The 22912-nt window shown below is 62.3% G+C and carries 21 protein-coding genes; 7 read left to right on the forward strand and 14 right to left on the reverse strand.

The features are described from left to right. Positions 1–14: 14 nt before the first annotated feature. The 5 genes from ACFELO_RS11525 to ACFELO_RS11545 all read right to left on the reverse strand — a co-directional run bounded on the left by ACFELO_RS11525 (position 15) and on the right by ACFELO_RS11545 (position 7593). On the reverse strand, positions 15–974 hold the full coding sequence (locus tag ACFELO_RS11525; RefSeq protein WP_440957907.1) for a zinc transporter ZntB: 960 nt from the start codon (positions 972–974) through the stop codon (positions 15–17). Next, positions 971–1969 carry a mechanosensitive ion channel family protein gene (locus tag ACFELO_RS11530; protein ID WP_440957908.1) on the reverse strand — a complete coding sequence of 333 codons (999 nt, stop codon included), beginning with the start codon at positions 1967–1969 and terminating at the stop codon, positions 971–973. The genes ACFELO_RS11525 and ACFELO_RS11530 overlap by 4 nt, the downstream gene beginning before the upstream one ends. A 182-nt stretch (positions 1970–2151) precedes the next feature. Then, positions 2152–4797: a TonB-dependent receptor gene (locus tag ACFELO_RS11535; RefSeq protein WP_440957909.1), complete on the reverse strand. Its 2646-nt coding sequence runs from the start codon at positions 4795–4797 to the stop codon at positions 2152–2154. A gap of 339 nt (positions 4798–5136) precedes the next feature. Further along, positions 5137–5838 (reverse strand): response regulator transcription factor CtrA, encoded by a 702-nt coding sequence (ctrA, locus tag ACFELO_RS11540; protein WP_306015501.1) that lies wholly within the window; start codon positions 5836–5838, stop codon positions 5137–5139. 309 nt (positions 5839–6147) lie between these two features. After that, positions 6148–7593 (reverse strand): KamA family radical SAM protein, encoded by a 1446-nt coding sequence (locus ACFELO_RS11545; RefSeq protein WP_440957910.1) that lies wholly within the window; start codon positions 7591–7593, stop codon positions 6148–6150. A gap of 354 nt (positions 7594–7947) precedes the next feature. Here ACFELO_RS11545 and fliI point away from each other — a divergent pair, with 354 nt between their 5' ends. From fliI to ACFELO_RS11560, 3 genes are all read left to right on the forward strand, one after another. Next, the gene (fliI, locus tag ACFELO_RS11550) at positions 7948–9258 is read left to right on the forward strand and encodes a flagellar protein export ATPase FliI (protein WP_440957911.1); all 1311 of its coding nucleotides are present in this window, start codon (positions 7948–7950) and stop codon (positions 9256–9258) included. Positions 9259–9267: 9 nt separating this feature from the next. Beyond that, entirely contained in the window at positions 9268–9687 is a 420-nt protein-coding gene (fliJ, locus tag ACFELO_RS11555; RefSeq protein ID WP_440957912.1) for a flagellar export protein FliJ, read from the forward strand. A 123-nt stretch (positions 9688–9810) separates the two neighbouring features. After that, complete coding sequence (locus tag ACFELO_RS11560; RefSeq protein ID WP_440957913.1) at positions 9811–10479, forward strand: hypothetical protein; 669 nt, start codon at positions 9811–9813, stop codon at positions 10477–10479. 7 nt (positions 10480–10486) lie between these two features. Here the strand turns inward: ACFELO_RS11560 and ACFELO_RS11565 are convergent, their stop codons facing one another. From ACFELO_RS11565 to ACFELO_RS11595, 7 genes are all read right to left on the reverse strand, one after another. After that, complete coding sequence (locus tag ACFELO_RS11565) at positions 10487–11317, reverse strand: CheR family methyltransferase (protein ID WP_440957914.1); 831 nt, start codon at positions 11315–11317, stop codon at positions 10487–10489. Next, on the reverse strand, positions 11314–12390 hold the full coding sequence (locus tag ACFELO_RS11570) for a protein-glutamate methylesterase/protein-glutamine glutaminase (protein WP_440957915.1): 1077 nt from the start codon (positions 12388–12390) through the stop codon (positions 11314–11316). The genes ACFELO_RS11565 and ACFELO_RS11570 overlap by 4 nt, the downstream gene beginning before the upstream one ends. Before the next feature lie 14 nt (positions 12391–12404). Continuing rightward, positions 12405–12770 carry a response regulator gene (locus ACFELO_RS11575; RefSeq protein WP_009802930.1) on the reverse strand — a complete coding sequence of 122 codons (366 nt, stop codon included), beginning with the start codon at positions 12768–12770 and terminating at the stop codon, positions 12405–12407. A 15-nt stretch (positions 12771–12785) separates the two neighbouring features. Continuing rightward, entirely contained in the window at positions 12786–13235 is a 450-nt protein-coding gene (locus tag ACFELO_RS11580) for a chemotaxis protein CheW (RefSeq protein ID WP_440957916.1), read from the reverse strand. Positions 13236–13247: 12 nt separating this feature from the next. After that, a complete protein-coding gene (locus tag ACFELO_RS11585) occupies positions 13248–16010 on the reverse strand; it encodes a chemotaxis protein CheW (RefSeq protein ID WP_440957917.1) in 2763 nt (920 codons plus the stop codon). 102 nt (positions 16011–16112) lie between these two features. Next, positions 16113–16790, reverse strand: a complete 678-nt coding sequence (gene chpT / locus ACFELO_RS11590) for a histidine phosphotransferase ChpT (protein WP_440957918.1) — start codon at positions 16788–16790, stop codon at positions 16113–16115. A 57-nt stretch (positions 16791–16847) separates the two neighbouring features. Continuing rightward, positions 16848–17087 (reverse strand): hypothetical protein, encoded by a 240-nt coding sequence (locus tag ACFELO_RS11595; protein WP_440957919.1) that lies wholly within the window; start codon positions 17085–17087, stop codon positions 16848–16850. 229 nt (positions 17088–17316) lie between these two features. Between ACFELO_RS11595 and ACFELO_RS11600 the strand changes: the two genes are divergently transcribed. Beyond that, positions 17317–18798 carry a peptidoglycan DD-metalloendopeptidase family protein gene (locus tag ACFELO_RS11600; protein WP_440957920.1) on the forward strand — a complete coding sequence of 494 codons (1482 nt, stop codon included), beginning with the start codon at positions 17317–17319 and terminating at the stop codon, positions 18796–18798. A gap of 4 nt (positions 18799–18802) precedes the next feature. Here ACFELO_RS11600 and ACFELO_RS11605 read toward each other — a convergent pair whose 3' ends face one another. Then, the gene (locus ACFELO_RS11605; protein ID WP_440957921.1) at positions 18803–19642 is read right to left on the reverse strand and encodes a dienelactone hydrolase family protein; all 840 of its coding nucleotides are present in this window, start codon (positions 19640–19642) and stop codon (positions 18803–18805) included. Between the two features lie 133 nt (positions 19643–19775). Here ACFELO_RS11605 and ACFELO_RS11610 point away from each other — a divergent pair, with 133 nt between their 5' ends. Together ACFELO_RS11610 and ACFELO_RS11615 are read left to right on the forward strand one after the other, a co-directional pair. Then, positions 19776–20543, forward strand: a complete 768-nt coding sequence (locus tag ACFELO_RS11610; RefSeq protein WP_440957922.1) for an SDR family oxidoreductase — start codon at positions 19776–19778, stop codon at positions 20541–20543. A gap of 174 nt (positions 20544–20717) precedes the next feature. Then, entirely contained in the window at positions 20718–21152 is a 435-nt protein-coding gene (locus tag ACFELO_RS11615) for a glyoxalase superfamily protein (protein ID WP_440957923.1), read from the forward strand. Here the strand turns inward: ACFELO_RS11615 and ACFELO_RS11620 are convergent. Further along, the gene (locus ACFELO_RS11620) at positions 21149–21775 is read right to left on the reverse strand and encodes a TetR/AcrR family transcriptional regulator (RefSeq protein WP_440957924.1); all 627 of its coding nucleotides are present in this window, start codon (positions 21773–21775) and stop codon (positions 21149–21151) included. The two genes, ACFELO_RS11615 and ACFELO_RS11620, sit on opposite strands and share 4 nt — an antisense overlap. A gap of 63 nt (positions 21776–21838) precedes the next feature. On the opposite strand from ACFELO_RS11620, the gene ACFELO_RS11625 reads away from it, so the two are divergent. Then, on the forward strand, positions 21839–22831 hold the full coding sequence (locus ACFELO_RS11625; protein ID WP_440957925.1) for an aldo/keto reductase: 993 nt from the start codon (positions 21839–21841) through the stop codon (positions 22829–22831). Positions 22832–22912: the final 81 nt, after the last annotated feature.

The raw sequence follows: 22912 nt of genomic DNA on the forward strand, positions 1-22912 counted from the left end.
CAGAAGGGCTGGCGTCAGAGCCAGCCCTTTTTCCTGAACCACCAGATCAGACCACCCGCCACCCCCAGGCACATCACGCAGACAAAGGCGAAGGCGTAAGGCCAGTTCGCGCCGGGCAATCCGCCCACATTGATGCCCAGAAGGCCCGTCAGGAAGCCCAGCGGCAGGAATACCGCGGCCACGACTGAAAGCAGCAACATGGCCGAGTTCATCTCCTCGGCCCGGGCATCGACAATCTGGTCATTCAGGATCGAGCTGCGGTCGCGCACCATATCGAGCTCTTCCACCAGCCGTGTCAGCTGATCGGCCACCTCTCGCAGGCTGACCCGGACCGCCGGATTGCGCAAAGGCCCGATATCCTCGTGAGACAGACGAGCCAGAACATCACGCTGCGGCGCCAGATACCGGCGCAGCGCGATGGTCGTGCGCCGCACATCCGCCAGCTGTCCCCGCAGTCCCGACGGCTGGTCAACGCTGCGCTCTTCCAGATCGTCGATCTCGTCCACCAGTTCATCCAGAACCGGCTCCATCCGCGCGGTCAGTCCCTGCGCCAGCGCACAGATGAGATCAGAGGGCGTGGCGGGGCCCTGCCCGGCCCTGAACCCCTCGGCAATCTCGGCGACCGCCATCAGCCGGCGCATGCGCGTGGAGATCACGAGCGTATCTGTCACCCAGAGGCGGATGGAGACCATGTCTTCGGGGTCCGAATTCGGGTTGAGGTTCACCCCGCGCATGATCACGATCGCGCCGTCTCTATGATCCGCCAACCGGGGACGGGTGTCCTCCCGGATCAGCGCACTGGCGACGACGGCGTCGGCCTGCGCCTCGATCCAGTCGCTCACGCCCTCGGCCTCGCGCTCCAGGTGCACCCAGCGATAGACCACATCCGGCCCCTTGGCGGTTCCAAGATCGGTCACCGGACGGGCAGCGCCGTCCTGAAGAATGTCAAAGGCGTGAATGGGCGTCGGGGTCATGAGCGGGCCTCCGGCTCTATCGCGTTCGTCGCGCCGGGCATGATGTGCAGATCACGCTGCGGGAATGGAATGCGCACGCCGTGTTTCTCGAACAGATCGACAATGGCGAACATGACCTCGCTTTGCGGTCCCATGCGCCCCTTTGTGACGTCCGCCACCCAGAACCAGAGGGTGAAATCGATCGCGCTGTCGCCAAAGGTGCGCAGGACACAAACCGGCGCCGGATCCTCGATACACAACGGATGAGCCTTGGCCGCGTCCAGCATCAGGGATTGCGCCAGATGCAGGTCAGAGCCATAGGCGACGCCCACCTTGATTTCGACCCGGCCGCGCGAATTGGTCAGGGTCCAGTTGATGACCCGGCCGGTGATCAGCTCCTCGTTCGGGATCAGGATGTCCTTGCCGTCAAAGGTCTCCAGGAGGACATAGCGGGCGCTGGTGCGACGCACGAAGCCGGTCGTGCCATCGGCCAGCTCCACAAGGTCATCCTCCTCCACCGAACGTTCGACCATCAGGATGATGCCGGAAATGAAGTTCGAGGCGATCTTCTGCAAGCCAAAGCCCAGGCCAATTCCCAGCGCGCCCCCGAACACGGTCAGCGCGGTCAGGTCGAGCCCCACCACATCCAGCGTGATCAGGCCGGCGATGATGTAGATGGCGATGCGGACAATCTGGGCGATCAGCGACCGCGTGCCCGATTTGAAGGCCTTGGCGTGGCGGATGCGGGTGTCGAGCACCCCGGCGACCACAGCGGCCATCCAGTACACGAGCGCGAGCACCACAATGACCCGCGCGACCATGTAGGCCGTGATGGTGAAATCCCCGGTCGAAAAGCTCAGCCGCTCATCACTCAGCGCGCGCTCTACCGGGTCAAGCCAGCCGGCGACCCCCGCGACCAGGATGGCGCACAAGCCCAGGAACAACGCCCAGAGGATGAACGGGCGAAAGCGCGACTGCGCCTGCTTGTCTTCAATCGTGTCACTCTCTTGGGTCATGATCCGTGTGTACCGCCACCGCAAAGCTCCCACCAAAATGCGCCAGGACTCGCCGTCAGACCAGCGCCCAGACACAGGCCGGTTTGCACATATGATGAGCCAGCTGAAAAGGTAGCGCGATACGCCATAAAAAACCCCCGCCGGTTGCCCGGCGGGGGGAGATACGGGTTCCTCACAGGATCCTAGAACTGTTTGCGCAGCGTGATCCCATAGGTCCGAGGCTGGTTTGGATAAGCGGAGAAGGAGCCCGCTTGCAGCGTCGTCGGGAAGCCCGAAGTGTAATACTCGTCCTCATTGAGATTGCGCGCCCACAACAAGGCTTCGAGGCCATTGTCGAGGTTCACGCCCAGGGACGCATTGATGGTGCTGACGGACCGGGTGATGTCGTCAGGCAGGTTGTTGAGCAGCTCGACCTCGGATTCGTACTGGTAGTCGGCCCGCACAAAGGCTTCGCCGCCATTGAAATCGCGACGGTACTGAATGCCGAAGGAACCGGCGAACTCGGGAATGCCCGCGACGTCAGCGCCGCTGAGATCACCCACGCCGTTGGCGACGCCGTCCGCAAGGTCCGCGGGGCTGCCGGTGACCACCGGCGCACCGGGATAGCTGTCATACTCGGCCTGCATCCAGATGCCCGACAAAGTCAGGGTCAGACCCGGAATGGCGGGCGGGTTGATCGTGCTGTCAAACTCCAGACCCCGGCTGGTTTGCTCACCGGCATTGACCACCGCGAATCCAGCGCCCTGGAAGATGGAGGACTGGAAGTCCTCGATGGTCTGATCAAACAGCGCCACATCCAGCGAGCCCCAGGAGAAGCGGGTCTTGAAACCGACTTCGAGGGTGGTGGTGATTTCCGGACGCGCGAAGCGCTGGTTGCCTGCCACCCCGAGCGCTTCCGCCGTATTCACGACCGTGGGCAAGCCCAGCGCGTTGTCCGCAGCCAGCTCACCCGCCGCGCGCAGCGCGGCGACGTCCGCCGTGTTGGGACGGGTGTCCGGCGTCAGGTTCCAGGACGAGGCCTTGAACCCCCGCGCATACGAGACATACACATTGGTGCGGTCCGTGGCGTCATAGGCCAGACGCAAGGTGTAGGGCCAATCTGAATCGTTGGTCGTGCCGTCTTCCACCGAGTTCGGGAACGGGGTCAGCGCGCCCAGCGGCTGCAGACCCAGCTGGAAGAAGTCCAGCAGCGGGTTGGCCAGCGGCAGGCCCGTTTGCGGATCCACCACGACGCCATTCACCAGCACGCCGCCATTGCTCAGGGCCACCGAGTTGAACGTGCTCGACGCGTTGACGAAGGCGTTGAAAATCGCCGGCTGGGAAGCGGCAAACGCCCCCACTTGCGTCGGATCATTGGGGTTCACCCCTGCGCTCTGCAGGAAACTGCCCAGACCAAGCTGGACAAAGTTCAGGTCCGAGAACGGGTTCGTCCGGATGACATTGGTGAAGTCCACGCTCTTGTTGGTTTCAAAATAGGCCAGGCCCGCCGTCAGGATCAGGCGCTCGGTCAGATTGAAGTCCACCTGACCGAAAATCTGGAACTGCTCGTCGGTCTGTTCGGCCGTGAACCGCGTGCCGCCGCCTTCGGCGTAGAAGGTGCCCGGCGCAAAGCCGAGCGGCGCTTCAAACATCGCCAGAGCGCCGCCGGTGAGGATGTCCACATAGGCGCGGGAGTCCGCGCCATAGATGCGCGCATCCTCCACCGTCATGTCCTCATCGGAATAGAACGCGCCGAGCAGGAAGAAGGCCCGGTTGCCCCAATCGCCGGTCAGGCGGAATTCCTGGGTGAAGGTGTCGACGTCCAGACCGCGAATGTTCTCGCCCAGGATATCGAGGTCGGTGAAATCGCCCTCATAGTCGACAAAGTCATTGTACTGGCGCAGCGCCGTGATCGAGCTCAGGGTCAGATTGTCATTCAGCTGCCAATCGGCCTGCAGAGAGACCCCGGAATTTTCGATCTGGTTGCGGTTGGGCAGGTCGGTCGCGATGCGGTAGGCGAAGTCGCCCTGCGAGGTCTGCCCTCCCAGCAGGCCGCGAATGGCGGGTCCTGCCGCGCCGTCCGTAACGCGATCGGTGCCGCAGCACTGTTCATCGATCTCGTCATAGTCAGCGATGATCCGCAGCTCGAGATTGTCTGACGGCAGCATCAGGAGCTGGCCGCGAATGGCGTAGCGGTCGCGATCGTTGAAATCACCGCCCGGGCCGCTGTTCTCGTAATACCCGTCACGCTGGTTCATGCTGCCCGACAGGGAAAACGCCACATTCTCGTTCAAAGGCCCGGAAATGGAGCCCTTGAGAATGTTTGCGCCAAAATTGCCGAACGTGACCTCACCCGTGCCTTCCCATTCAAAGGACGGGCTTTCGGTAATGATGCTGACCACGCCGGCGGTAGCGTTCTTACCGAACAGGGTGGATTGCGGCCCCCGCAGGACCTCGACCCGCTCGATCCCCATCAGGTCAGACAGGACCGAACCGGCGCGCGGACGGAACACGCCGTCGATATAGACCGCAACAGACGGTTCAATGCCCGGATTGTTCGCGCCATTGCCCTGGCCGCGAATAATGAAGGTCGTGTTCGAGCTGCGCTCCAGCTGGCTCACCCGCAGGGCCGGCACAACCGATTGCAGATCAATCGCGTCAATGATCTGTGCGTTCTGGATGGTCTCGGCCTGAACGACGGACACCGCGATCGGCACTTCCTGAAGCGTCTGCTCGCGCTTCTGGGCGGTCACGGTGATGACATCCGGCTGTTGAGCGTGCGCCAGTCCTGTCAGGCCAGCCGCAAGCGCGGTTGCGCCCAGCGCAACGGACTTGATGGATTTCTTCATTGCTTCTCCCCCGACGCCTCGCAGCTTGGTTGCCGCAGTTTCTGATCAGGCGTTCCAGGACAGGTTAGTGAAGCCAATGCAGACTACGCAAGTACAGACTTGATAAGATGCCAATATAACCAATTGTGCACCGCATCAGAATTTATATCGCAGCGCGCTCGTTTTGTGCTGCATATGCGAATGCATCAATCGTCAAGCGTAATGAAAATATGCTTTTATCTGAGCCAGCGCAGACAAGATGGCAGACGCTAAACCTGCTGCACTGCACGCGCGTGTTCGCACAAAGAAAAACCCCCGGAGCAGAGCTCCGGGGGTTCTGATCTTGCAGGTGTCGCGGGATCAGGCGCTGGCGGCGCTGATCTCGTCAGACGGGTCACGCAGCACATACCCACGACCCCAGACCGTTTCGATGTGGTGATCGCCAGCGGTGGCCGAAGCGAGCTTCTTGCGCAGCTTGCAGATGAAGACGTCGATGATCTTCAGCTCCGGCTCGTCCATGCCGCCATAAAGATGGTTGAGGAACATTTCCTTGGTCAGGGTCGTGCCCTTGCGCAGGGAAAGCAGTTCCAGCATCTGATATTCCTTGCCGGTCAGATGCACGCGCTGGCCATTCACTTCGACGGTCTTGGCGTCGAGGTTCACAGCGATATCGCCCGTCTTGATGATCGACTGGGAGTGACCTTTTGAGCGGCGCACCACGGCGTGGATACGTGCGATCAGCTCTTCCTTGTGGAAGGGCTTGGTCATGTAGTCGTCAGCGCCCGAGCCCAGACCGCGCACCTTGTTATCGATGTCGGCATTGCCCGAGAGGATCAGGATCGGCGTATCGACCTTGGCCACGCGCAGGGTTTTGAGCACGTCAAAACCGGGCATGTCCGGAAGATTCAGATCCAGAAGAATGATGTCGTAGTCATAGAGTTTGCCGAGATCGACACCCTCTTCGCCCAGGTCCGTCACATACGTGTTGAAGCCCTCTGACTTCAACATCAGCTCGATACCCTGCGCTGTAGCGCGATCGTCTTCGATCAGCAGAACCCGCATCGGTTCCCTCCCATGGCCGACGCACGAATCACCACCTCCGCGCGACGTCACAACCGTTAACCTTATTCGCTATGAGAGGCGAGAAACCCTTATGGGAAGTTAACGACTGTTTGACTCCCGCGGCAGAATCGAGTCCTGCGGCACGAATCACGAATTAAAGGCTATATTAATCATGAGCTTGGTTTCGCCTGAAAAAATTCACGAATCTTAAAAAAGCCCCCGCCGACTCACCGGCAGGGGCCTTTCAAAGCCGTGGAAAACTCCGAAAAATGCAGCGGTTTTCAGGGCCTGATTTCAGCCCCTCAGAACCTACTCCGCTGCCTGCAACAGCGCCGGGGCAAGCGCGGCCAGAACCGGCGCCCATTTGTCATCCGAACCCTGCACACGGCCATCATACAGGATGCGATCCTCATAGCCGCTGATCCACAAGGCCTCGGGATTACGACGCGCGATGACAATGTCGCTTTGACGATCTGAATAGGGCGTGCGGTGCAGACGGAAGACGACCAGCCCGTCCGCCAGGGCCTCGCCCAGCTCCCCGCCCAGAGACCGCAGACGCTCGTCGCCGTCGATGACCGAGACCATCTCCATCTTGCCCGCCTCTGTGGACAGGGCGAAACGAGAGCGCTCGATGCCTGACAGGCCATGCTGGCTCTCGGCGTGCAGCTTCCAGGCTTTTTCCACCGGCACGGCGAAGGCGCGGAAGCCCTCGATCTCCCGGCACTGGAAGTAATAGTGATTGTTCACGCCCATCCGCTTGAGCTCCTGCTGCATCAGGCGCAGGGCGTCCGCATCATCATTGACCCCGTCAATGATCGGCGTCTGGTTTTCCAGCGTCACGAAAGGACGCGCGCGCAGACGGGTCGCAGCCTGTTCAACCAGCGGGTTGCGCAGCGGACGACCGCGCTCATCGCGCACATACTCGCCCTGCGCATCCAGACGCAGGAACTCGTCGGGGTGGGTGAAGTGAACCATGAAGGCCACCAGCACTTGCGGATGCACCTCATGAAAGAGGTCGAGCATGCGGAAGAAATTGTCGTCAAAGCGCTCGGGATAGAACGCCATCTCCTTGGTGCCGATGCGGATCACCTCGACGCCCGCCTCGGCCAGGCCATTGAGATAGTCAAACAGGTTGCGGTTCGACAGCACCATCGGATCACCGCCCGACAGCAGCACTTCACGCACTTTGGGCTTATGGGTGATCTCGCCGCGTTCGACCTTGGCGTTATGGGTCTCGATATAGTCCTTCACCTCATGGATGGAGGCGGTGTCCTTGCCCGTCTTGCCGGTCAGGAAATCGGAGCGGTAGCAATAGCGGCACCAGCTCGAACAGGTGCGCACCACATACACAAGGCACAGCTCGTATTTGTGCAACAGGCCCGGAATGGGGCTGTAGCGGAGCTGGTTTGACGGATCGGCCTCGCCCGAGAGGTCTTCCATCTCTTCAGGACGCGCCTTGATCAGGTTTTTGACAGCCTCTGAGCGCTTGGCGAGATCGAGATAATAGCCCGTGGCGCGCGGCGGCAGGCGATTGGAGACCCCTGCCGCTTCCAGCTCATCCAGCTCTTCAGCCGAATAGATCTCGGCGCCGCCCTCATCGAGATATTTGCGATAGCGCGGCAGATCGTGAACCACATAGCGGTTAAATTTGCTCTCTTCGATCTGGCCGTACAGATTATCTTTGTTTTGACGCGAAATGGCTTTTTTCTTCGGGCGCGATCCAGCGATGCGCACAGATTGGGCGTTGAGCGACATAAGGCTCCCTCGTCGTCGAATACTCGGCGGCGGCGCTTGCGCCAGCGATGTGAATCTAGGTGAGAAACCGGATTTCAGTTCCTCGACGCGCCCTGGACCTTCGTTCGAAGGCCACCCCTTGCTGGCGCGGAGGCTCGGATCCGGGCGCGTGAGCACGCTGTCAGGCGGCTGCAGCCCGTCGAGCCGAAGGGGAACATAGCCATTCGCACTCAAAAGAAAACCGGCTTACGGAAGTTTATTGTGGTCGTCATAAACTGAAGAACGTGCAGCGACGTTTACGCGGCTGAAACCGCGTTTGGGTTAAACAAGGGTTCCAAGCGGGCAAAAGCCCTGCGCAACAACGCGAGAAGAGCGGTGGATAGCCTGATCGACCGGATCTCCAATCTGGAGACCCGAACGTTCAAAGGCCGCGTGTCAGCGGTCAACGGCCTTCTGGTCGAGGCGGAAGGGCCAGCGATGGCGCTGACCCTTGGCGCACGCGCTCATCTCGACGGTCCTGTCAAAGCCAGTTTCGAAGTTGTCGGCTTCAGGGGCGAGACCGCCCTGATGATGGCCTATGACGATCTGACCGGGGTCCGCCCCGGCGCGATCGCGACGCTCGATCCGCGCGGAGACGCCATCCGCCCGCACAAGGCCTGGCTGGGCCGGGTGATGGACAGCTTCTGCCGCCCTCAGGATTCCATGGGCTTCCTGCCTGAAGGGGATGTGGAATACGCCCTCAAGGGCCGTCCGCCGAGCGCGCATAGCCGCCAGCGTCTGGGCGAGCGCCTGGATCTGGGCGTCCGCGCCATGAATGTCTTCACCCCGATGCGGCTGGGTCAGCGTCTGGGCGTCTTCGCCGGCTCTGGCGTGGGCAAATCCGTGCTTCTGTCCATGCTGGCGCGCGGCTCAGAAGCCGATGTCATCGTCATCGGCCTGATCGGCGAACGGGGACGTGAGGCTCGCGAATTTGTCGAGGACGTGCTGGGCCCGGAAGGCCGCGCACGCTCTGTCGTGATCACCGAAACCTCGGACGCCCCCGCTCTGGCGCGGCGCCGGGCCTGCTACACCACCATGGCGACGGCGGAATATTTCCGCGATCAGGGCCTGAACGTCCTGTGCCTGATGGATTCGATCACCCGCTTCGCCCTCGCCCAGCGCGAGATCGGCCTTGCCGCTGGCGAGCCGCCGACCACGCGCGGCTATACGCCGTCGGTCTTCGCCGAGCTGCCCGCATTACTGGAGCGCGCCGGCCCGGGACCGCAAGGCACGGGTACGATCACCGGCCTGTTCACCGTTCTGGTGGATGGCGATGACCATAACGAACCTATCGCGGACGCCGTCCGCGGTATTCTGGACGGCCATATCGTGATGAGCCGTTCGATCGCCGAGCGCGGGCGTTTCCCTGCGATCGACGTTCTGAAATCGATTTCTCGCTCCGCGCCCGAAGTCTATGCGCCCGAAGAGGCGCCGCTCGCGCGTGAAGCTCGAAAACTCCTCGCCGCCTATGCGGACATGGAGGAGCTGATCCGACTGGGAGCCTATTCCAGCGGATCGAACCCGGAGGTGGACCGGGCGATTGCGGTCAATGAACCGCTGGAAGCATTCCTGGGACAGGGAAAAGACGAGACCTCATCCATTGGAGAGAGTTTCGCACACCTGGCCGGGATTTTGGGTGATGGATAGGGATAAGACATGGCGACACGTTCACACGCACCGCTGATCCGGCTGGCCCGGTTCAAGGTTGAAGAACTTCAAAAACAGATGGCCGAGATCGAACGCGCGCGCGCCTCGATCAACGATCAGATCGACCGGCTCGAGGAAAGCGTTCCTGAAGAGCAGGCGATCGCCGAGGAAAACCGCGACGGCTATCTCGCCTATGGCAGCTATGCCCGCTCGGTGATCCAGCGCAAGGACAAGCTGCGCACCTCCCTGAGCGAGGTGGATGCGCAGGCTGACGAACTTCGCGGTCGGCTGGAAGCGGCTTTCGCCGATCTCAAGAAGTATGAGCTGCTCGAAGAGCGCCGCCTGTCGCGCATCCAGGATGCGCTCAAGGCGGCCGAGCAAGCGCAAATGGACGAGATTGCAAGCCAGGTGCGCCGCCGCGCTCAATAGGCGTTCGCCACTCCCCTTCTCTTTCCGAACAGGCGCAGCAGCGCCTGACAGGAGAGTTTCGGCTTGATCGAGATCCTTTACAGAGTATGAATCCCCGCCAAAGAACAGAATCTCGGGGGGGATATGACGGGGCGTCGCATACTGGAGCTAAGTCTGGCCGCATTGATCGCCGGCGCCGGACTGTTTTCCGCCTTTGCACCGGGTGCGGCGTCAGAAAGCCCGCAGCATGATCTCAGCCCGTCGCTGACGGGCCGGGACTTGCCGACGCCGCGCGTGAACCCCGCACACCTTCGAAACCCCGATTTCTATCAAGACTTGCGGATATCAGAGACATCGCGGCGGGTCGCTGCGGCGATTCTGGCCCGTGACGTCTCACCTCCGGTCCAGACCCTCGCTCTTCGCGAGACCGCGCCCAACATCGCCATGGAAGGCTTCGCGGTTTCCCCGCGCGCGGAGGCGGAATCCGGCGATGGCTGGTCTGCGACCGCACTGGGCGTTCAGGTCCGCGTCACGCCTGACACCGGCAGTTCAGACCCGCAATGGTGGATTGTCGGCGGCGCAGGCCGGGAAAGCTATGCGCTTTCCCCAGGCAACCTGAGAGAATTCACCGTAGCCCCGTTCTCGTCAGAAACAGTGATCGGCGACACCCATGTGGGCGTCGCGTTGAAACTCTCAGATCGCGCCCATGCGAGCTTCGGCTATGTCCGGGAAAAACGGGAGTTTCACCTGGGGCGTGAGGACTGGGAAGAAGACGAGCACTTCCTCGGCTTCGGCCTTCACGCCCGCTGGTAAAACCGGATCAGGCCGCAGAGGCCAGTTTCGCCGCCATGGCCGGCTTGGCGTACAGGCCGCGATGACCGCTGACCGGGCGCAGGCTGTCGGTCAGGCCCACCACCGTTTCCGCGGCGCCCAGCAGCAGGAAGCCGTCATCGGCCAATTGTGACGCCAGACGGTCCAGAATCTTGGCCTTGGTCTGAATATCGAAATAGATCAGCACGTTGCGGCAGAAGATGACATCCATCTTCCCGAAACGCCCGAAATCATCGAGCAGGTTCGCCTGTTCAAAACGGACCTTCTGACGAAGCTGAGGCTTGATCCGCCAGCTGTCGCCCACCTGATCGAAATGCTTCACCAGACGCTGGATCGGCAGACCACGCTGGACCTCGAACTGGGTGTAGATGCCCGCCTTGGCCTTCTCCAGAACCGGCGCGCTCATATCGGTCGCCAGAATGTCGGCGTTCAGGCCGGGAATTTCATCCAGCAGCATGCCGAGCGAATACGGCTCTTGCCCCGAAGAGGCTGCGGCGCACCAGATCTTGAGCTGACGCCCCATGCGCGACGTCTTCAGGGACGGCGCAATGACATTCTCGAACAGATCAAACGGCGTCTTGTCGCGGAAGAAGAACGTCTCATGGGTGGCGAGCGCCTCGCTGGCGGCCACACAGATGCGATGATCGCCGCGCATCATCGCGTCGATCAGAGCTTCAACGGACGCAAACCCTTCCTTGCGGGCCAGCGGCCCCAGACGGCTGTCGATCAGGTAAGCCTTCTCCTGGCCCAGAACCAGGCCCGAACGCTTGCGAACATCCTGACAGAGAAAGTCGAACTTGTTTGAAGGAAGAGCGCTCATAGCGGTCCTTTCAGGCGCCGGGTCAGTTCCGGCCCAATGTCTTTAAGGCTTAGAATTTGATCTGCGAGGCCCGCCTCGGCGACAGCGCCGGGCATGCCCCAGACGACGGAGGACGCCTGGTCCTGGGCGATCACCTGACCGCCAGCCTCACGAACGGTGCGCGCGCCGTCACGGCCATCATGACCCATGCCGGTCAGAACGACCGCCAGCACGCCATTGCCAGCCACCTTGGCGCAGCTGTTGAACAGCGGGTCCACGGCAGGGCGGCAGAAATTCACAGGGGCGGACTGGTCCAGATGGGTCGTGATCACGCCATTGGCGGACCGCAGGGTCATGTGGAAATCGCCCGGCGCCAGATAGATGCGCCCGGGCCGCAGCGGCTCGCCTTCCTTGGCTTCCGCCGCCGGCAGGCCGAGCTTGCTCAGGTGTTCAGCCAGAATGGCGGTGAACAGCTTGGGCATGTGCTGGGTGATGACGATCGGCACATTGGTGTCGCGCGGCAACGCGCCAATCACGTCGCGCAGCGCCTGGGGGCCGCCCGTAGAAGACCCGATGGCGATCAGGCTAGGACGGCGCGCCGGCGAAACCGGGCGCGGCATGGCCGGTTTGACCGCAGCCGGGCGCGGTGCAATCCCCGCCGGGCGCGGGCTCAGCGCTACCAGCTTGTCGAGCAATTCCTTGCGGTAGGCCTCAGCCCCGGCCACACGCCCCGCTTCAGGTTTGGGCGCGTAGTCCGCAGCGCCCAGCGCCAGGGCGCGCATGGTGATCTCGCCACCCTTCAGGGTCAGCGTGGACGCCATCACGACCTTGGCCTTGGGGCAGGCCTTGAGAATTTGCGGCAGGGCGGTCAGGCCATCCATGCGCGGCATCTCGATATCGAGCACCACAACATCCGGCTGAAGCTCGGCCGCCTTGCGCACCCCGACTTCGCCGTCTGAACAGGTGGCGGCCACCTGCAGGCGGGAATCGGCCTCGATCCAGCGTGAGACCAGACCGCGCACGACGGCGCTGTCGTCGATGATCAGCACGCTGGGCAGTCCGGATCGACCCGCAGGTGAAGGAGATGCGCTCACGTCATTCTTCCGATCTAGACGAGGCCGGTTTCGGCGAATTTTGACTCGATGATGTCACCGTCAAACGGCTTCATGACATACTCGTCCGCACCGGCGCGCAGCGCCTGGGTGATGTGGGCCATATCGTTCTCGGTGGTGCAGAACACCACGACCGGCTTCTTCCCATCGGGCTCTTCACGCAGCTTGATCAGGAAGTCGAGGCCATTCATGACCGGCATGTTCCAGTCCAGAAGCACAGCCTCGGGCATGTTCTTCTTGCAATAGTCCAGCGCCTGCTGACCGTCCGCCGCTTCTTCACAGGCGAACCCCAGATCTTCAACGATTTTACGGGCGACTTTCCGGATAACCCGGCTGTCATCCACAACAAGGCAGGTCTTCATAGCCATGCTCCAAAATTAAGCCGCAAGACCGCCTTGCCAGGCGATCAGGGCGCGGATGTCCAACACCGCCAACAGATCCTTCTCCAGACGATGCACGCCCTTGAGCAATGCGCGCCATTTCGGATCCAGATGGGCCGGTGTCGGTTCAAGCGTATCGGATTTCAGGCGCATGACTTCGCCCACCTGGTCCACGAGGACCCCGAACAATTCAGTGCCTTCTTCAAGGCCGAGCGCCATGACATTGGCGTCCGGCGCGCGGGGCGGCAGCCCCAGCCGATGACGGGCGTCAACCGCAGTCACGATGCGGCCGCGCAGGTTCAACAGGCCGGCGATTTCTCCTGGCGCGCGCGGGACGGACGTGACGTCCTGCGGCGAGAAGACTTCCCGGATCTGCTTAACTTCGACGCCAAACAGCTGGTCGCCGATGCGGACCGTGACGTATTCGAAGCTATCTTCAACAGACATGCCTGCTCTCCTCTAGGCCGCGCTGCGTGCGGCTTGGTCCAGCGCCGCAATCAGGCCGCCGCGATCCCCGGCCGGCATGATGGCGACAAAGCCCTCGGTCGACTGGGTGTAATCGTGCTCACCGACGCCCAGTCTAGGCACATTGGTGTAAACACCTTCTTCCTGAAGACGCGCGAGTGCAGCCGGGTCGCCGACGAGCACATCGTATTCCGCGCCCATGGTCGCGGCATCGCGGGCTTCATGCAGACCGCCCGCCACCGTGACGTCATAGCCCGCCGCCGCCAGAAGCGGGGCCAGCATGCGCCGGGAGAAGGCGTCCGCCTCGACCAGCAGCACCGCATTGCGGCCCGTGCCGGACTTGCCCTTGCGTTGCGGCGCGCCATTCCAGGCGCGTTGCATGTGCCAGGCGATATCGAGCACTTCGGTCGCCTTGCCCTTGATGATGGCGGAGCCGATCACACCGGGGCGATCCGATCCCATTTCCAGATCCAGTCGCTCTTCCACCACGTCGAGGATCTCGTCCACCGCGACGCCCGCAGAACGGCCATCCTCGGCGAACACCAGAACCGGCTGGCGGCCTTCGGACGGGAAGTGATCCATGCCGCCGGCATGCGCCAGAGGCAGCAGACGCCCGCGATACTGGACCACGTAACGTCCGTCGGTCTGTTCGATGGTATTGGCTTCGAAATCTTCCAGACGTGTGATGAGGCTGACCGGAACCGCCTTGGGCTCTTCGCCCCCGGCGCGGACCAGCAGAAGCCGCTGACGGCCGTTTGCGCCATGCGCTTCGGCGGCCTCGTCGGCTGCGGCATCGCTCTTGTCCTCGTCCTCGGCGGAGGAGGTTTCCTGCGCCAGACCGTTGGGATCGAGGATCATGATCACCGAACCGTCGCCCAGAATGGTCGCGCCGGAGAAGACATTGATGCCGCGAAGCGGACCCGACAGCGGCTTGACCACGATTTCCTCGGTGTCGAGCACGTCGTCCACCACAAGGCCGATCTTGCGGCCCGCGGCTTCCAGCACGATCACATAGCCGGTCATATCGTCCGCCGAGGTATGATCCGCCGTATTGAGCACTTCGCTCAGCGCGATCACCGGCAGCAAACGATCGCGCAGGCGGATCATGTTGGCGCCGTTCAGCGTCTCGACCGCAATCGAGGAGCCAGCGCCCACACGCACCAGCTCACGCACCGACAATTGCGGCGCTGCGAAGCGGTCGTCGCCCGATTTGACGATCAGAGCGGAGACGATCGCCAGCGTCAGCGGGATCTTGATGGTGAAGGTGGTGCCTTTGCCCTGTTCGGAGAACAGTTCGATGGAACCGCCAATCTGTTCGATATTGGTGCGCACCACGTCCATGCCGACGCCACGGCCGGACAGGTTGGTGACCGCCGCCGCCGTCGAGAAGCCCGGCGCGAAGATAAAGCGCTGAATCTGCGCTTCGCTCATATTCTCAAGCTCGGCTTCGGTTGCGAGGCCTTTCTCAACAACCTTGGCGCGGATCTTCTCGGCGTTCAGGCCCCGGCCGTCATCAATGATCTTCATGATGATGGCGCCGCCTTCGTGATAGGCGGACAGTTTCACGGTGCCCATTTCGCTCTTGCCGGCCGCGACGCGCTCTTCAGGCGTCTCAAGACCGTGATCGCAAGAGTTGCGGATCATATGGGTGAGCGGATCGCGGATCAGCTCCAGAACCTGACGGTCCAGTTCGGTGTCTTCACCGTCCTGAACCAGGCGGATCTTCTTGCCCAGTTCCTGACTGACATCGCGCACGATACGCGGCAGCTTGCGCCAGGCGTCGCCGACCGGCTGCATGCGCGTCTTCATCACGCCGTCCTGCAGCTCCGCCGTCACGGAAGACAGACGTTGCAGCGGGGTTTTCAGCGCAGAGTCATCGGAATCGCGAACGATCTGGTGCAGCTGGTTCCGCGCCAGCACCAGCTCGGACACCGTGGTCATCAGGTTTTCAAGCGTATCCACGTTCACGCGGATGGTCGCCTGGGAACGATGAGCCTGTTGCTGGCCGCCATCATCATTGGCGGGGGCCTTCGCCGCCTTGGGCGCTGATGCCGCCGCAGGAGCCGCTTCGGCTTTCACCGGCGCTTCGGCGTGGACATGGTCCATGTCGTGATCATCGTCCTGATCCGCGTCATGATCCTGCGCCGCTTCAGCTTCCGCCTCCGCTTCGAATTCAGGACCAGGCGTGGACAGGAACGCCGCTTCCAGGTCCGCGAGGGACACTTCGCCGGGGCGCAGCTCGCGTCCCAGATCCGCGTCGTACCCGGTCGAGGCCTCAACAACGGGCTCAGGCTCGGGCTCGGGTTCCGGCTCGGGGATCACTTCAGGCTCGGGCGCAGGAGCCGCAGCAGCAGGCGCAGCGCCCGCTTCCGGGTCGCCCTTGCCCATGGACAGGGATTCCAGACGGTCAATCAGATCGCGGTCATCGCCTGACGGCTCCACCCCGGTCTGCTCGAGACCATTGGTGATTTCCTTGATCCGGTCGAGGGATTTGAGAACCACGGTCACCGCATTGGAGTCCGCGACCATGTCGCCATCCCGGAACTTGCCCAGAAGCGTTTCACCCGCATGGGCGATCGCTTCCAGCCGCTCCAGGCCGAGGAACCCGCAAGTCCCCTTAATCGTATGAAGAAGCCGGAAAATGTTATCCAGCGTGGCGCGATCCGTCGGATCCGCTTCAAACTTAACAAGCTCAACGTCAATGACGTCGAGGCTCTCCGACGTCTCTGCGAGGAACTCGCCGATCAATTCATCCATGGTCAGCCCCGGTGTTACAAAGCGGCTTTGTCACCAAGACTGTCACGGGCAGAGTTAACGCAAGGTTGGGAACCTGCGCATTCTGTCAAAAGATGTAAGGGATTATTCAGCGGCCTTTATTTGGCTGCCTTCAGGACCAATCAGAGCGGCCAGCTCAACCCGGTCGCCATCCAGTCGCGCTTCCGCCCGGCCGCCGCTCTCACGCGCGATCAACCCGGCATAGTAAGGCTGCACGGAGCGGCCGTCATAACCATCCTCGGGGCGTTCGCCGCGAATGGCTTTCTGATAGGCTTCGTCCAGACGCAGGCGCACACCCTTGGCTGCGACGCGAAGCCGCGCACCACCATCCGCGCTGGCGCTCGCCTCGATAACAACTTCGCCGCCGCGCGGCAGGCTGTCCACACCGATCCAGATCAGGTTCAACAGCACGCGCGCCGCCGTCTTGCTGATGGCGCCGCCTTCCGAAGGCCAGACCAGATCAGGCCGGGAATCCTCAAACATAGGCTCAGCGAGAGACTTGATTTCAGACAGGGCCACTTCACCCCCGCGCGATCCCGCTGCGCCAAAGCACACGCGCGCATATTCGAGCTTGGCCCGGATCTGCTTGGCGCCGGTGCGCAGCAGCGCAATGGCGTCATCACGCATATCCTGTGCGCTATCATCGTCCAGAACGGACAGGGCCGCGCCCATGGCGCTGGTCGGTCCCGCAATGTCATGACAGACGCGGGAGGACAGCAGGGCTGCGAGTTCGGCGGCGGTGGGTGCGGTCTCTGTGCTCATGAAGAGTATGCTTAATACGATTCTCGACTGGAAAAGGGTTAACGGGCTGCGCCAAAATCAGGCGTCGTCATCCAGATCGTCATGACCGCTGCGACTGGAATGGAACACCAGCGCCATCAGACCAATGCCCAGCGCCGTGGTCAGAACCACGCCCAGTGTCAGCGCGAGCCAGCCATGCCAGCTCATGGAAAAGGCGATCTCGCCGCCATCCATGCTCGTCCACACGGAGACTGACACCCAGACCGATGCCGCCAGAAGCGCGCCCATCACAAGGATCGCAATCAAAATACCTTTCATGGACAACACCTTCCCTGAAGCCACACGGGTTGAAAAACCACGCAGCATCTTTGCATCCTGTTAAGCGATGCATCCTAGATCGAAACATATGGGTAACCCTTAGCCCGGTTTTACGCCGGGCGCCCCGCCGGACTGGAACGAAGATTGCAGTAAACGGCACTTCCAGATGCGTTTCAGGCGCGCTAGCATTCCCCAGCTGGTGGGGAGCAATGAGGGATGATCTGCGTACATGTCCGGATTTGATGTGCACTTGGCCGACGCCCGGCGTTCACGCTCTTTGGTCTTTTTTATCGCGGTCGGCGCAGCCCTGCTGCTGACGGTCGGCTTTCTGATCAGCCGTGACCAGAGCGACCCGCGACTGATGGCTCAAGCCCAGACGGAGATGATGGACGAAGCCGTCGACGCCCCGCTGGAGGAGACTGAAGCCGCTGTCCTGTCGCCGCTGGAAGCGCTCGATGCGCCCCAGACCACGGCGATGACCGAGCACGCCCTGTTCACCAATCCGAACAAACGTCCTGAAGTTCACAGCGTCGATGTGACGGTGCAGCGCGGACAGACCTTCGCCAGCGTCCTGTCAGACGCCGGCGCGGATCGTGTGGACGCCGCCCGCGCCATCAATGCGCTCGACCCGCTGTATTCCGCGCGCCTGCTGCGCGCCGGACAGGACCTGACCCTGTATTTCGAGACCCCTGCGCCATACGAGATCCAGCACGCCTTCGATTCGGACTCCTCGGTGTCCACCACCCGTCTTGCAGGCTTCTCTTTCCGCCCGGACCAGGAGCGCACGCTCACGGTATCGCGTGACGGCCAGGGCCAGTTCCATGCCCGTGAAGCCACCGCCAGCCTGCGCCGCGAAGTCGTTCGCGTGACCGGCGAGGTCAGCTCGAGCCTGTATCTGTCCGCGATTGAGCTGGGCGCGACCGACCGCGTCGTCTTCGAGCTGGCCAATATTCTCGGTTTCGCTGTCGACTTCCGCACCGTTCAGCCAGGCGACCCGTTCGACGTGGTCTTCGAGCGCTTTGTGAACAGCCGTGGCGAAACCGTGCGCACCGGCAATATCCTCTATGTGGTCTTTGATGGTCGCGGCGATCCGCTGGAATACTTCCGCTATGAAATGGAAGATGGCGAAGTCGGTTACTACACCGGCGAAGGCGAGAGCGCACAGCGCCTCCTGATGCGCATGCCGATCAACGGCGCCCGCATCTCCTCTTCCTTCGGCATGCGCTTTCACCCGGTCCTGAACCGGAACCGCCCGCACAACGGCACCGACTTCGCCGCGCCGCGCGGCACGCCGGTCATGGCTGCGGGGGCCGGCATTGTCGAGCGCGCCAACCGCTTTGGCTCCTTCGGTAATTATGTCCGGATCCGCCACGCCAACGGCTACCAGACCGCCTACGCTCACCTTCAGGGCTTCGCCAGCGGCGTGCGCTCAGGAACGCGCGTTCAGCAAGGCCAGGTTATCGCCTATGTGGGCACGACCGGGCGCTCCACCGGCCCGCACCTTCACTATGAAGTGCACCTGAACGGCAATCCCACCAACCCGATGAGTCTGGATCTGCCGACCGGTCGCCGTCTTGAAGCGGGCGAGCTGGATGATTTCATGACGGCCCGCGACGCCCTGATCGAGCTGCGTGACAATGCACCGCCTGCGCTTGAAACCCGCGATTCAGAGGACGCCATCCTGACCGCGGACAACGCCGGCGACGCCTGATCGATCAGGCCGCTGTCTGCAAACGATAACTGAGAAAGGCCAGAACATCCCGCGCCGCTTCCAGCGTGGGCTGGCCGTTTTCAGCGATCAGATCCTTGGTCAGCACCGCATGCGGGAACGGATTGCCGTCAGGGTTCTTGGCCTCATCGGGCAGAACCCGGGCTTCCAGCCGATCCCCCAGCAAATCCTGTAACGCGGCGAAACGCGCCGCCTTGCAGGATGGATCGCCGTCAAAGCGCAAGGCCATGACCTCAAGGTTCTCACGCCGGGACAGGGCCTGGGCCTCATCCGGATCGAGATGGATGGAGCCCGCCGCGTTGAACGGCAGGGCCGGTTCGCCGGCGACCGCTGCAATGACGCTGGGATCCACGGCTACAGACCAGGCGAAATTGCCCGTCAGGCACAGACCGACCGCACCAACGCCCGGACCTCCGCACTCTTCATGAACCTCCCGGGCGAGGGTGCGAAGCCAGTCTGAAACGGGTGAGCCCCCCGATCGGGTGAACAGGTGGATTTCCCGGCTGACACAAGCGCGGGCCATGCCGCCCACCTTGCCATGAACCTCGACCAGCTCTTCCAGCGGCGTGCCGGCATGATCGTAAAGTGCGGGCGCATAGACCCGGAAACCCGCAGCGACCAGCCAGTTCGCCAGACGCCAGAACTCGGGCACAAAGCCCGGCAATTCATGCATCAGAATGATGCCGGGCCCCTCTCCCTTCACGAGGACAGGATGGGCCATGCCCTGCGCTTCCCAGTCGAAAACCGAGTTGAACGGCGTGCGGTCATCACGGGCCAGAATGTCTGAATATAACGGCGTGCCCGGAGATGGCGTTGCAGACGGCATCAGATCTTCCCCCATTCGACCAACGCAACAGTGTCTGCAAACCCTACACGGCGCTGTTTTCACCTTGGCGTGCAATCGCGGTCATGCTTTTTTTAAGGTTAACGCATGCGCAGCACATGGGGGAATGCGCAAAATGACGATTCAGGCTGCTTTGGTGACGAATGCGACCGGCTATACCGGACCGGCCGCCGTTCAGGCTTTGTGGAAGGCCGGCTTCACCGTCTATGCGCAAGACCGCCAGTTCGAGGATGAAGCAGTCTGGGCCAAGTTCCAGGCCGGGCGCGGCCATATCCGCCCGATCATCGAGGCCGATCCAGAGCGCATCATCACAACCATCACCAATGAATGCGACAGCCTGCCTGTCATTGTCAGTAATGACTTTGCGCCCGCCCCCTCCTATGCACCCGAGGAGGCGCCGATCGAAGCGCTTCAGCTCAATTACGCCAAGCTGGTCGAAGCCCCCTTCCGCCTGATCCAGGCGGCGCTGCCACAGCTCAAGACCCAGGGCGGGGCTAACATTGTGATGGTGACCTGCAACCGCATGCGCGTACCGCATCCGGGCGGGGCCTTTCCCGACGCCGCACGGTCCGCCGCCAATGCGCTGGTGCGTTCGCTGGCCGCCGACCTTGCTCAGCACCAGATCACCCTGAACGCTATTGCGCCGAATTTTTTTGGCAGTGACGCCTATTATCCAACCGCCCTGTACGAGGGCACGGAAGAAGGCCGCACCTATATTCAGGATGTTGTACCGGCAGGCCGGCTTGCCGAACCTGAAGAGTTCGAGGAGCTGATCGGCTTTCTGGCGATCGCCAAAAGCCGGTTTCTGACGGGTGCTGTGATCGATTTCTCCGGCGGATGGCCCAATGCACCCGTCAAACCACCCTGCCCTGTCAGCGCTTGATTTTCCGCTGCGCTGCGCCTATTTGCACTGCGAGCCGGAAGCGCTCGCCGTCCGCAGGACAACTGTCCCTGGTGAAGTCTTCCATATCTTGTCTGTCAGTCGTGCAGCTTTCTGGCGGCGCGGCGGCAATGCGGACCCCGCCGATTTTGGCCGCCTTTATGAAAGGCGCACACCATGACGACCCTCACTTTGCCCGATCTCGCCGAGCTGAAAGCTCAGGCTAAACGCCTGCGCGCTGCGCTGGAGGTCGATGGCGATTTCATCACCCATTCTGAATCGCTTGAGCTGATTGCCCGGCAAAATGGCTATCGGGACTGGAACACGCTTCATGCGCGGGCCGGAAACCGGCCGAGCGAGCCCTATCGCATTGGCGACCAGCGCTCGGGAACCTATCTCGGCCAGCCCTTCACCGGCGAAATCCTGTCGGTCAAACGCCTGGGCGACGGCGCGCTCTATGAGATCAGCTTCGATTTCGACGAGCCTGTCGACGTGGTGCGGTTCGACAGCTTTTCCGCGTTCAGAAAGCGCGTCAGCGTGACCCTGGACCGGGACGGCGTCTCACCCGCCCGCACGTCAAACGGCGAGCCGCATGTGCGACTGAGCCGCTAGGAGCCGGCATAGGCTTTCAGAAACAGGCTCACCGCATTGGCGATGACAACATCCTGTGGCAAGGGCTCTGCGCCCAGCATCACCGGCCAGAATACGGGCTCTTTCACGAGCCCCATGAACTGGCGGGCGGCAAGCGCAGAGTCCATGTCCGGGTTGAGCGCGCCGCGCGCCTTTTCCGCCTCCAGACGTGACACCAGAACCTGGGTCGCCGGCAGCTTGCCCGCCTCCAGAACCGCGCGCGCAAAATCAGGCTGAATGACCGCTTCGCTGATCACCAGTCGAAGGAAACCCTTCATCTGCTCCTGGGTCAGCGCCTCAAGCACGCCGGCTGCAAATCCGCGCAAGAACTCTTCCAGCTCAAGATCATCAGGCAATTCAGACAGACGCTGGCGCAAGTCTTCATAAAGCCGCGCCGCCACCGCGCCCACCAGATCGGCCTTGGACGGGAAGCGCGCATAGAGCGTGCGCTTGGACGCCCGCGCCGCCTTGGCCACGGCCTCCATGCTCACCGCATTCACGCCCTGCGCCACAAACAGGGCCTGGGCGGCGTCCAGCAAACGCGCCGTCACCTCGTCTTGTGAGGTCGTCTCGCTTTTTTCCGGCTTCGCACTTGAACCGTTCATTCTCGACGCCCATTGTAAACGGTACGGTACCGTACCACTCATTTTCTGCTTTTGAGGCATACCATGAAAACTCTGACTCTCACCGGCTTGTCGACACCTGTCGCCAGGCTCGGCCTGGGCTGCATGGGCATGAGCGAGTTCTATGGCTCGTCCGATGACGCCCAATCATTGAAGGTGATGGAGCGGGCGGTCGAGCTGGGCGTGACGCTGTTCGACACGGCCGACATGTATGGAGAAGGCCGCAATGAGACGCTGGTCGGCCAGTTTCTGAAATCCCGACGCGACGCCGTCACCCTCGCCACCAAGTGCGGCATCATTCGCAATAACGAGCCCGCCGCCCGCTCCATCGACACCTCGCCGGACTACATCAAGGCGGCCTGCGACGCCTCGCTCAAACGCCTCGGCGTCGAAGTGATCGACCTGTATTACCTGCACCGTCTGGATGGGGAGACGCCAATCGAGGACTCCATGGGCGCGCTCGCCGATCTCGCCAAGGCGGGCAAGATCCGGGCAGCGGGCCTGAGTGAAGTGAGCGCCAGCACGCTCAAACGCGCACACGCCGTCTTCCCGGTCAGCGCCCTGCAATCGGAATACTCCCTGACCACCCGCGACCCGGAAACCGACGGAACGCTTGAAGCCTGCCATGAGATTGGCGCAGCCTTTGTGGCCTATTCCCCGCTGGGACGTGGGCTTCTGGCCGGCGCTTTCCGCAGCCCGGACGATCTTGAGGATGGCGATCTGCGCAAACTGGCCTATTTCCCGCGCTTCCAGGGCGACAATCTCGCGGCCAATGTCGCGCTGGCGGACCTGATCGCGCAGATGGCGTCCGAGCGCGACGTCACCCCGGCCCAGCTCGCGCTTGCCTGGCTGTTGTCCAAGGATGGCGTTCTGCCCATTCCAGGCACGCGCAAGATCGAACGACTGGAGGAGAACGCCAGGGCGCTCGACATCAAACTTAGCGAGGCCGACATCCAGGCGCTGGAAGCGGCGACGCCGCCGGACGCCGTAAAGGGCACGCGCTATGCCGAAGGCGGCATGGCGGTTCTGTCGCGCTAGACCTTACCCCTCTGACGCAAAACGGGGCGGAGCCAGTGGCTCCGCCCCGTTTCACACAAGCCCCGCCCTCCGGGCAGAAGG

Source organism: Oceanicaulis sp. LC35, from assembly GCF_052055585.1.
Taxonomy (GTDB): domain Bacteria; phylum Pseudomonadota; class Alphaproteobacteria; order Caulobacterales; family Maricaulaceae; genus Oceanicaulis.

Excerpts from the sequence above, each read along its gene's own strand:
- ACFELO_RS11565 (WP_440957914.1), bottom strand. The coding sequence starts at position 11,317 with ATGAGCGCTCTTCCTTCAAACAAGTTCGACTTTCTCTGTCAGGATGTT.
- ACFELO_RS11535 (WP_440957909.1), bottom strand. The coding sequence starts at position 4,797 with ATGAAGAAATCCATCAAGTCCGTTGCGCTGGGCGCAACCGCGCTTGCG.
- ACFELO_RS11605 (WP_440957921.1), bottom strand. The coding sequence starts at position 19,642 with ATGCCGTCTGCAACGCCATCTCCGGGCACGCCGTTATATTCAGACATT.
- ctrA (WP_306015501.1), bottom strand. The coding sequence starts at position 5,838 with ATGCGGGTTCTGCTGATCGAAGACGATCGCGCTACAGCGCAGGGTATC.
- ACFELO_RS11525 (WP_440957907.1), bottom strand. The coding sequence starts at position 974 with ATGACCCCGACGCCCATTCACGCCTTTGACATTCTTCAGGACGGCGCT.
- chpT (WP_440957918.1), bottom strand. The coding sequence starts at position 16,790 with ATGAGCACAGAGACCGCACCCACCGCCGCCGAACTCGCAGCCCTGCTG.
- ACFELO_RS11625 (WP_440957925.1), top strand. The coding sequence starts at position 21,839 with ATGAAAACTCTGACTCTCACCGGCTTGTCGACACCTGTCGCCAGGCTC.
- ACFELO_RS11600 (WP_440957920.1), top strand. The coding sequence starts at position 17,317 with ATGTCCGGATTTGATGTGCACTTGGCCGACGCCCGGCGTTCACGCTCT.
- ACFELO_RS11560 (WP_440957913.1), top strand. The coding sequence starts at position 9,811 with ATGACGGGGCGTCGCATACTGGAGCTAAGTCTGGCCGCATTGATCGCC.
- ACFELO_RS11580 (WP_440957916.1), bottom strand. The coding sequence starts at position 13,235 with ATGTCTGTTGAAGATAGCTTCGAATACGTCACGGTCCGCATCGGCGAC.
- ACFELO_RS11545 (WP_440957910.1), bottom strand. The coding sequence starts at position 7,593 with ATGTCGCTCAACGCCCAATCTGTGCGCATCGCTGGATCGCGCCCGAAG.
- ACFELO_RS11575 (WP_009802930.1), bottom strand. The coding sequence starts at position 12,770 with ATGAAGACCTGCCTTGTTGTGGATGACAGCCGGGTTATCCGGAAAGTC.
- ACFELO_RS11620 (WP_440957924.1), bottom strand. The coding sequence starts at position 21,775 with ATGAACGGTTCAAGTGCGAAGCCGGAAAAAAGCGAGACGACCTCACAA.
- fliJ (WP_440957912.1), top strand. The coding sequence starts at position 9,268 with ATGGCGACACGTTCACACGCACCGCTGATCCGGCTGGCCCGGTTCAAG.
- ACFELO_RS11530 (WP_440957908.1), bottom strand. The coding sequence starts at position 1,969 with ATGACCCAAGAGAGTGACACGATTGAAGACAAGCAGGCGCAGTCGCGC.
- ACFELO_RS11610 (WP_440957922.1), top strand. The coding sequence starts at position 19,776 with ATGACGATTCAGGCTGCTTTGGTGACGAATGCGACCGGCTATACCGGA.
- ACFELO_RS11615 (WP_440957923.1), top strand. The coding sequence starts at position 20,718 with ATGACGACCCTCACTTTGCCCGATCTCGCCGAGCTGAAAGCTCAGGCT.
- ACFELO_RS11585 (WP_440957917.1), bottom strand. The coding sequence starts at position 16,010 with ATGGATGAATTGATCGGCGAGTTCCTCGCAGAGACGTCGGAGAGCCTC.
- ACFELO_RS11595 (WP_440957919.1), bottom strand. The coding sequence starts at position 17,087 with ATGAAAGGTATTTTGATTGCGATCCTTGTGATGGGCGCGCTTCTGGCG.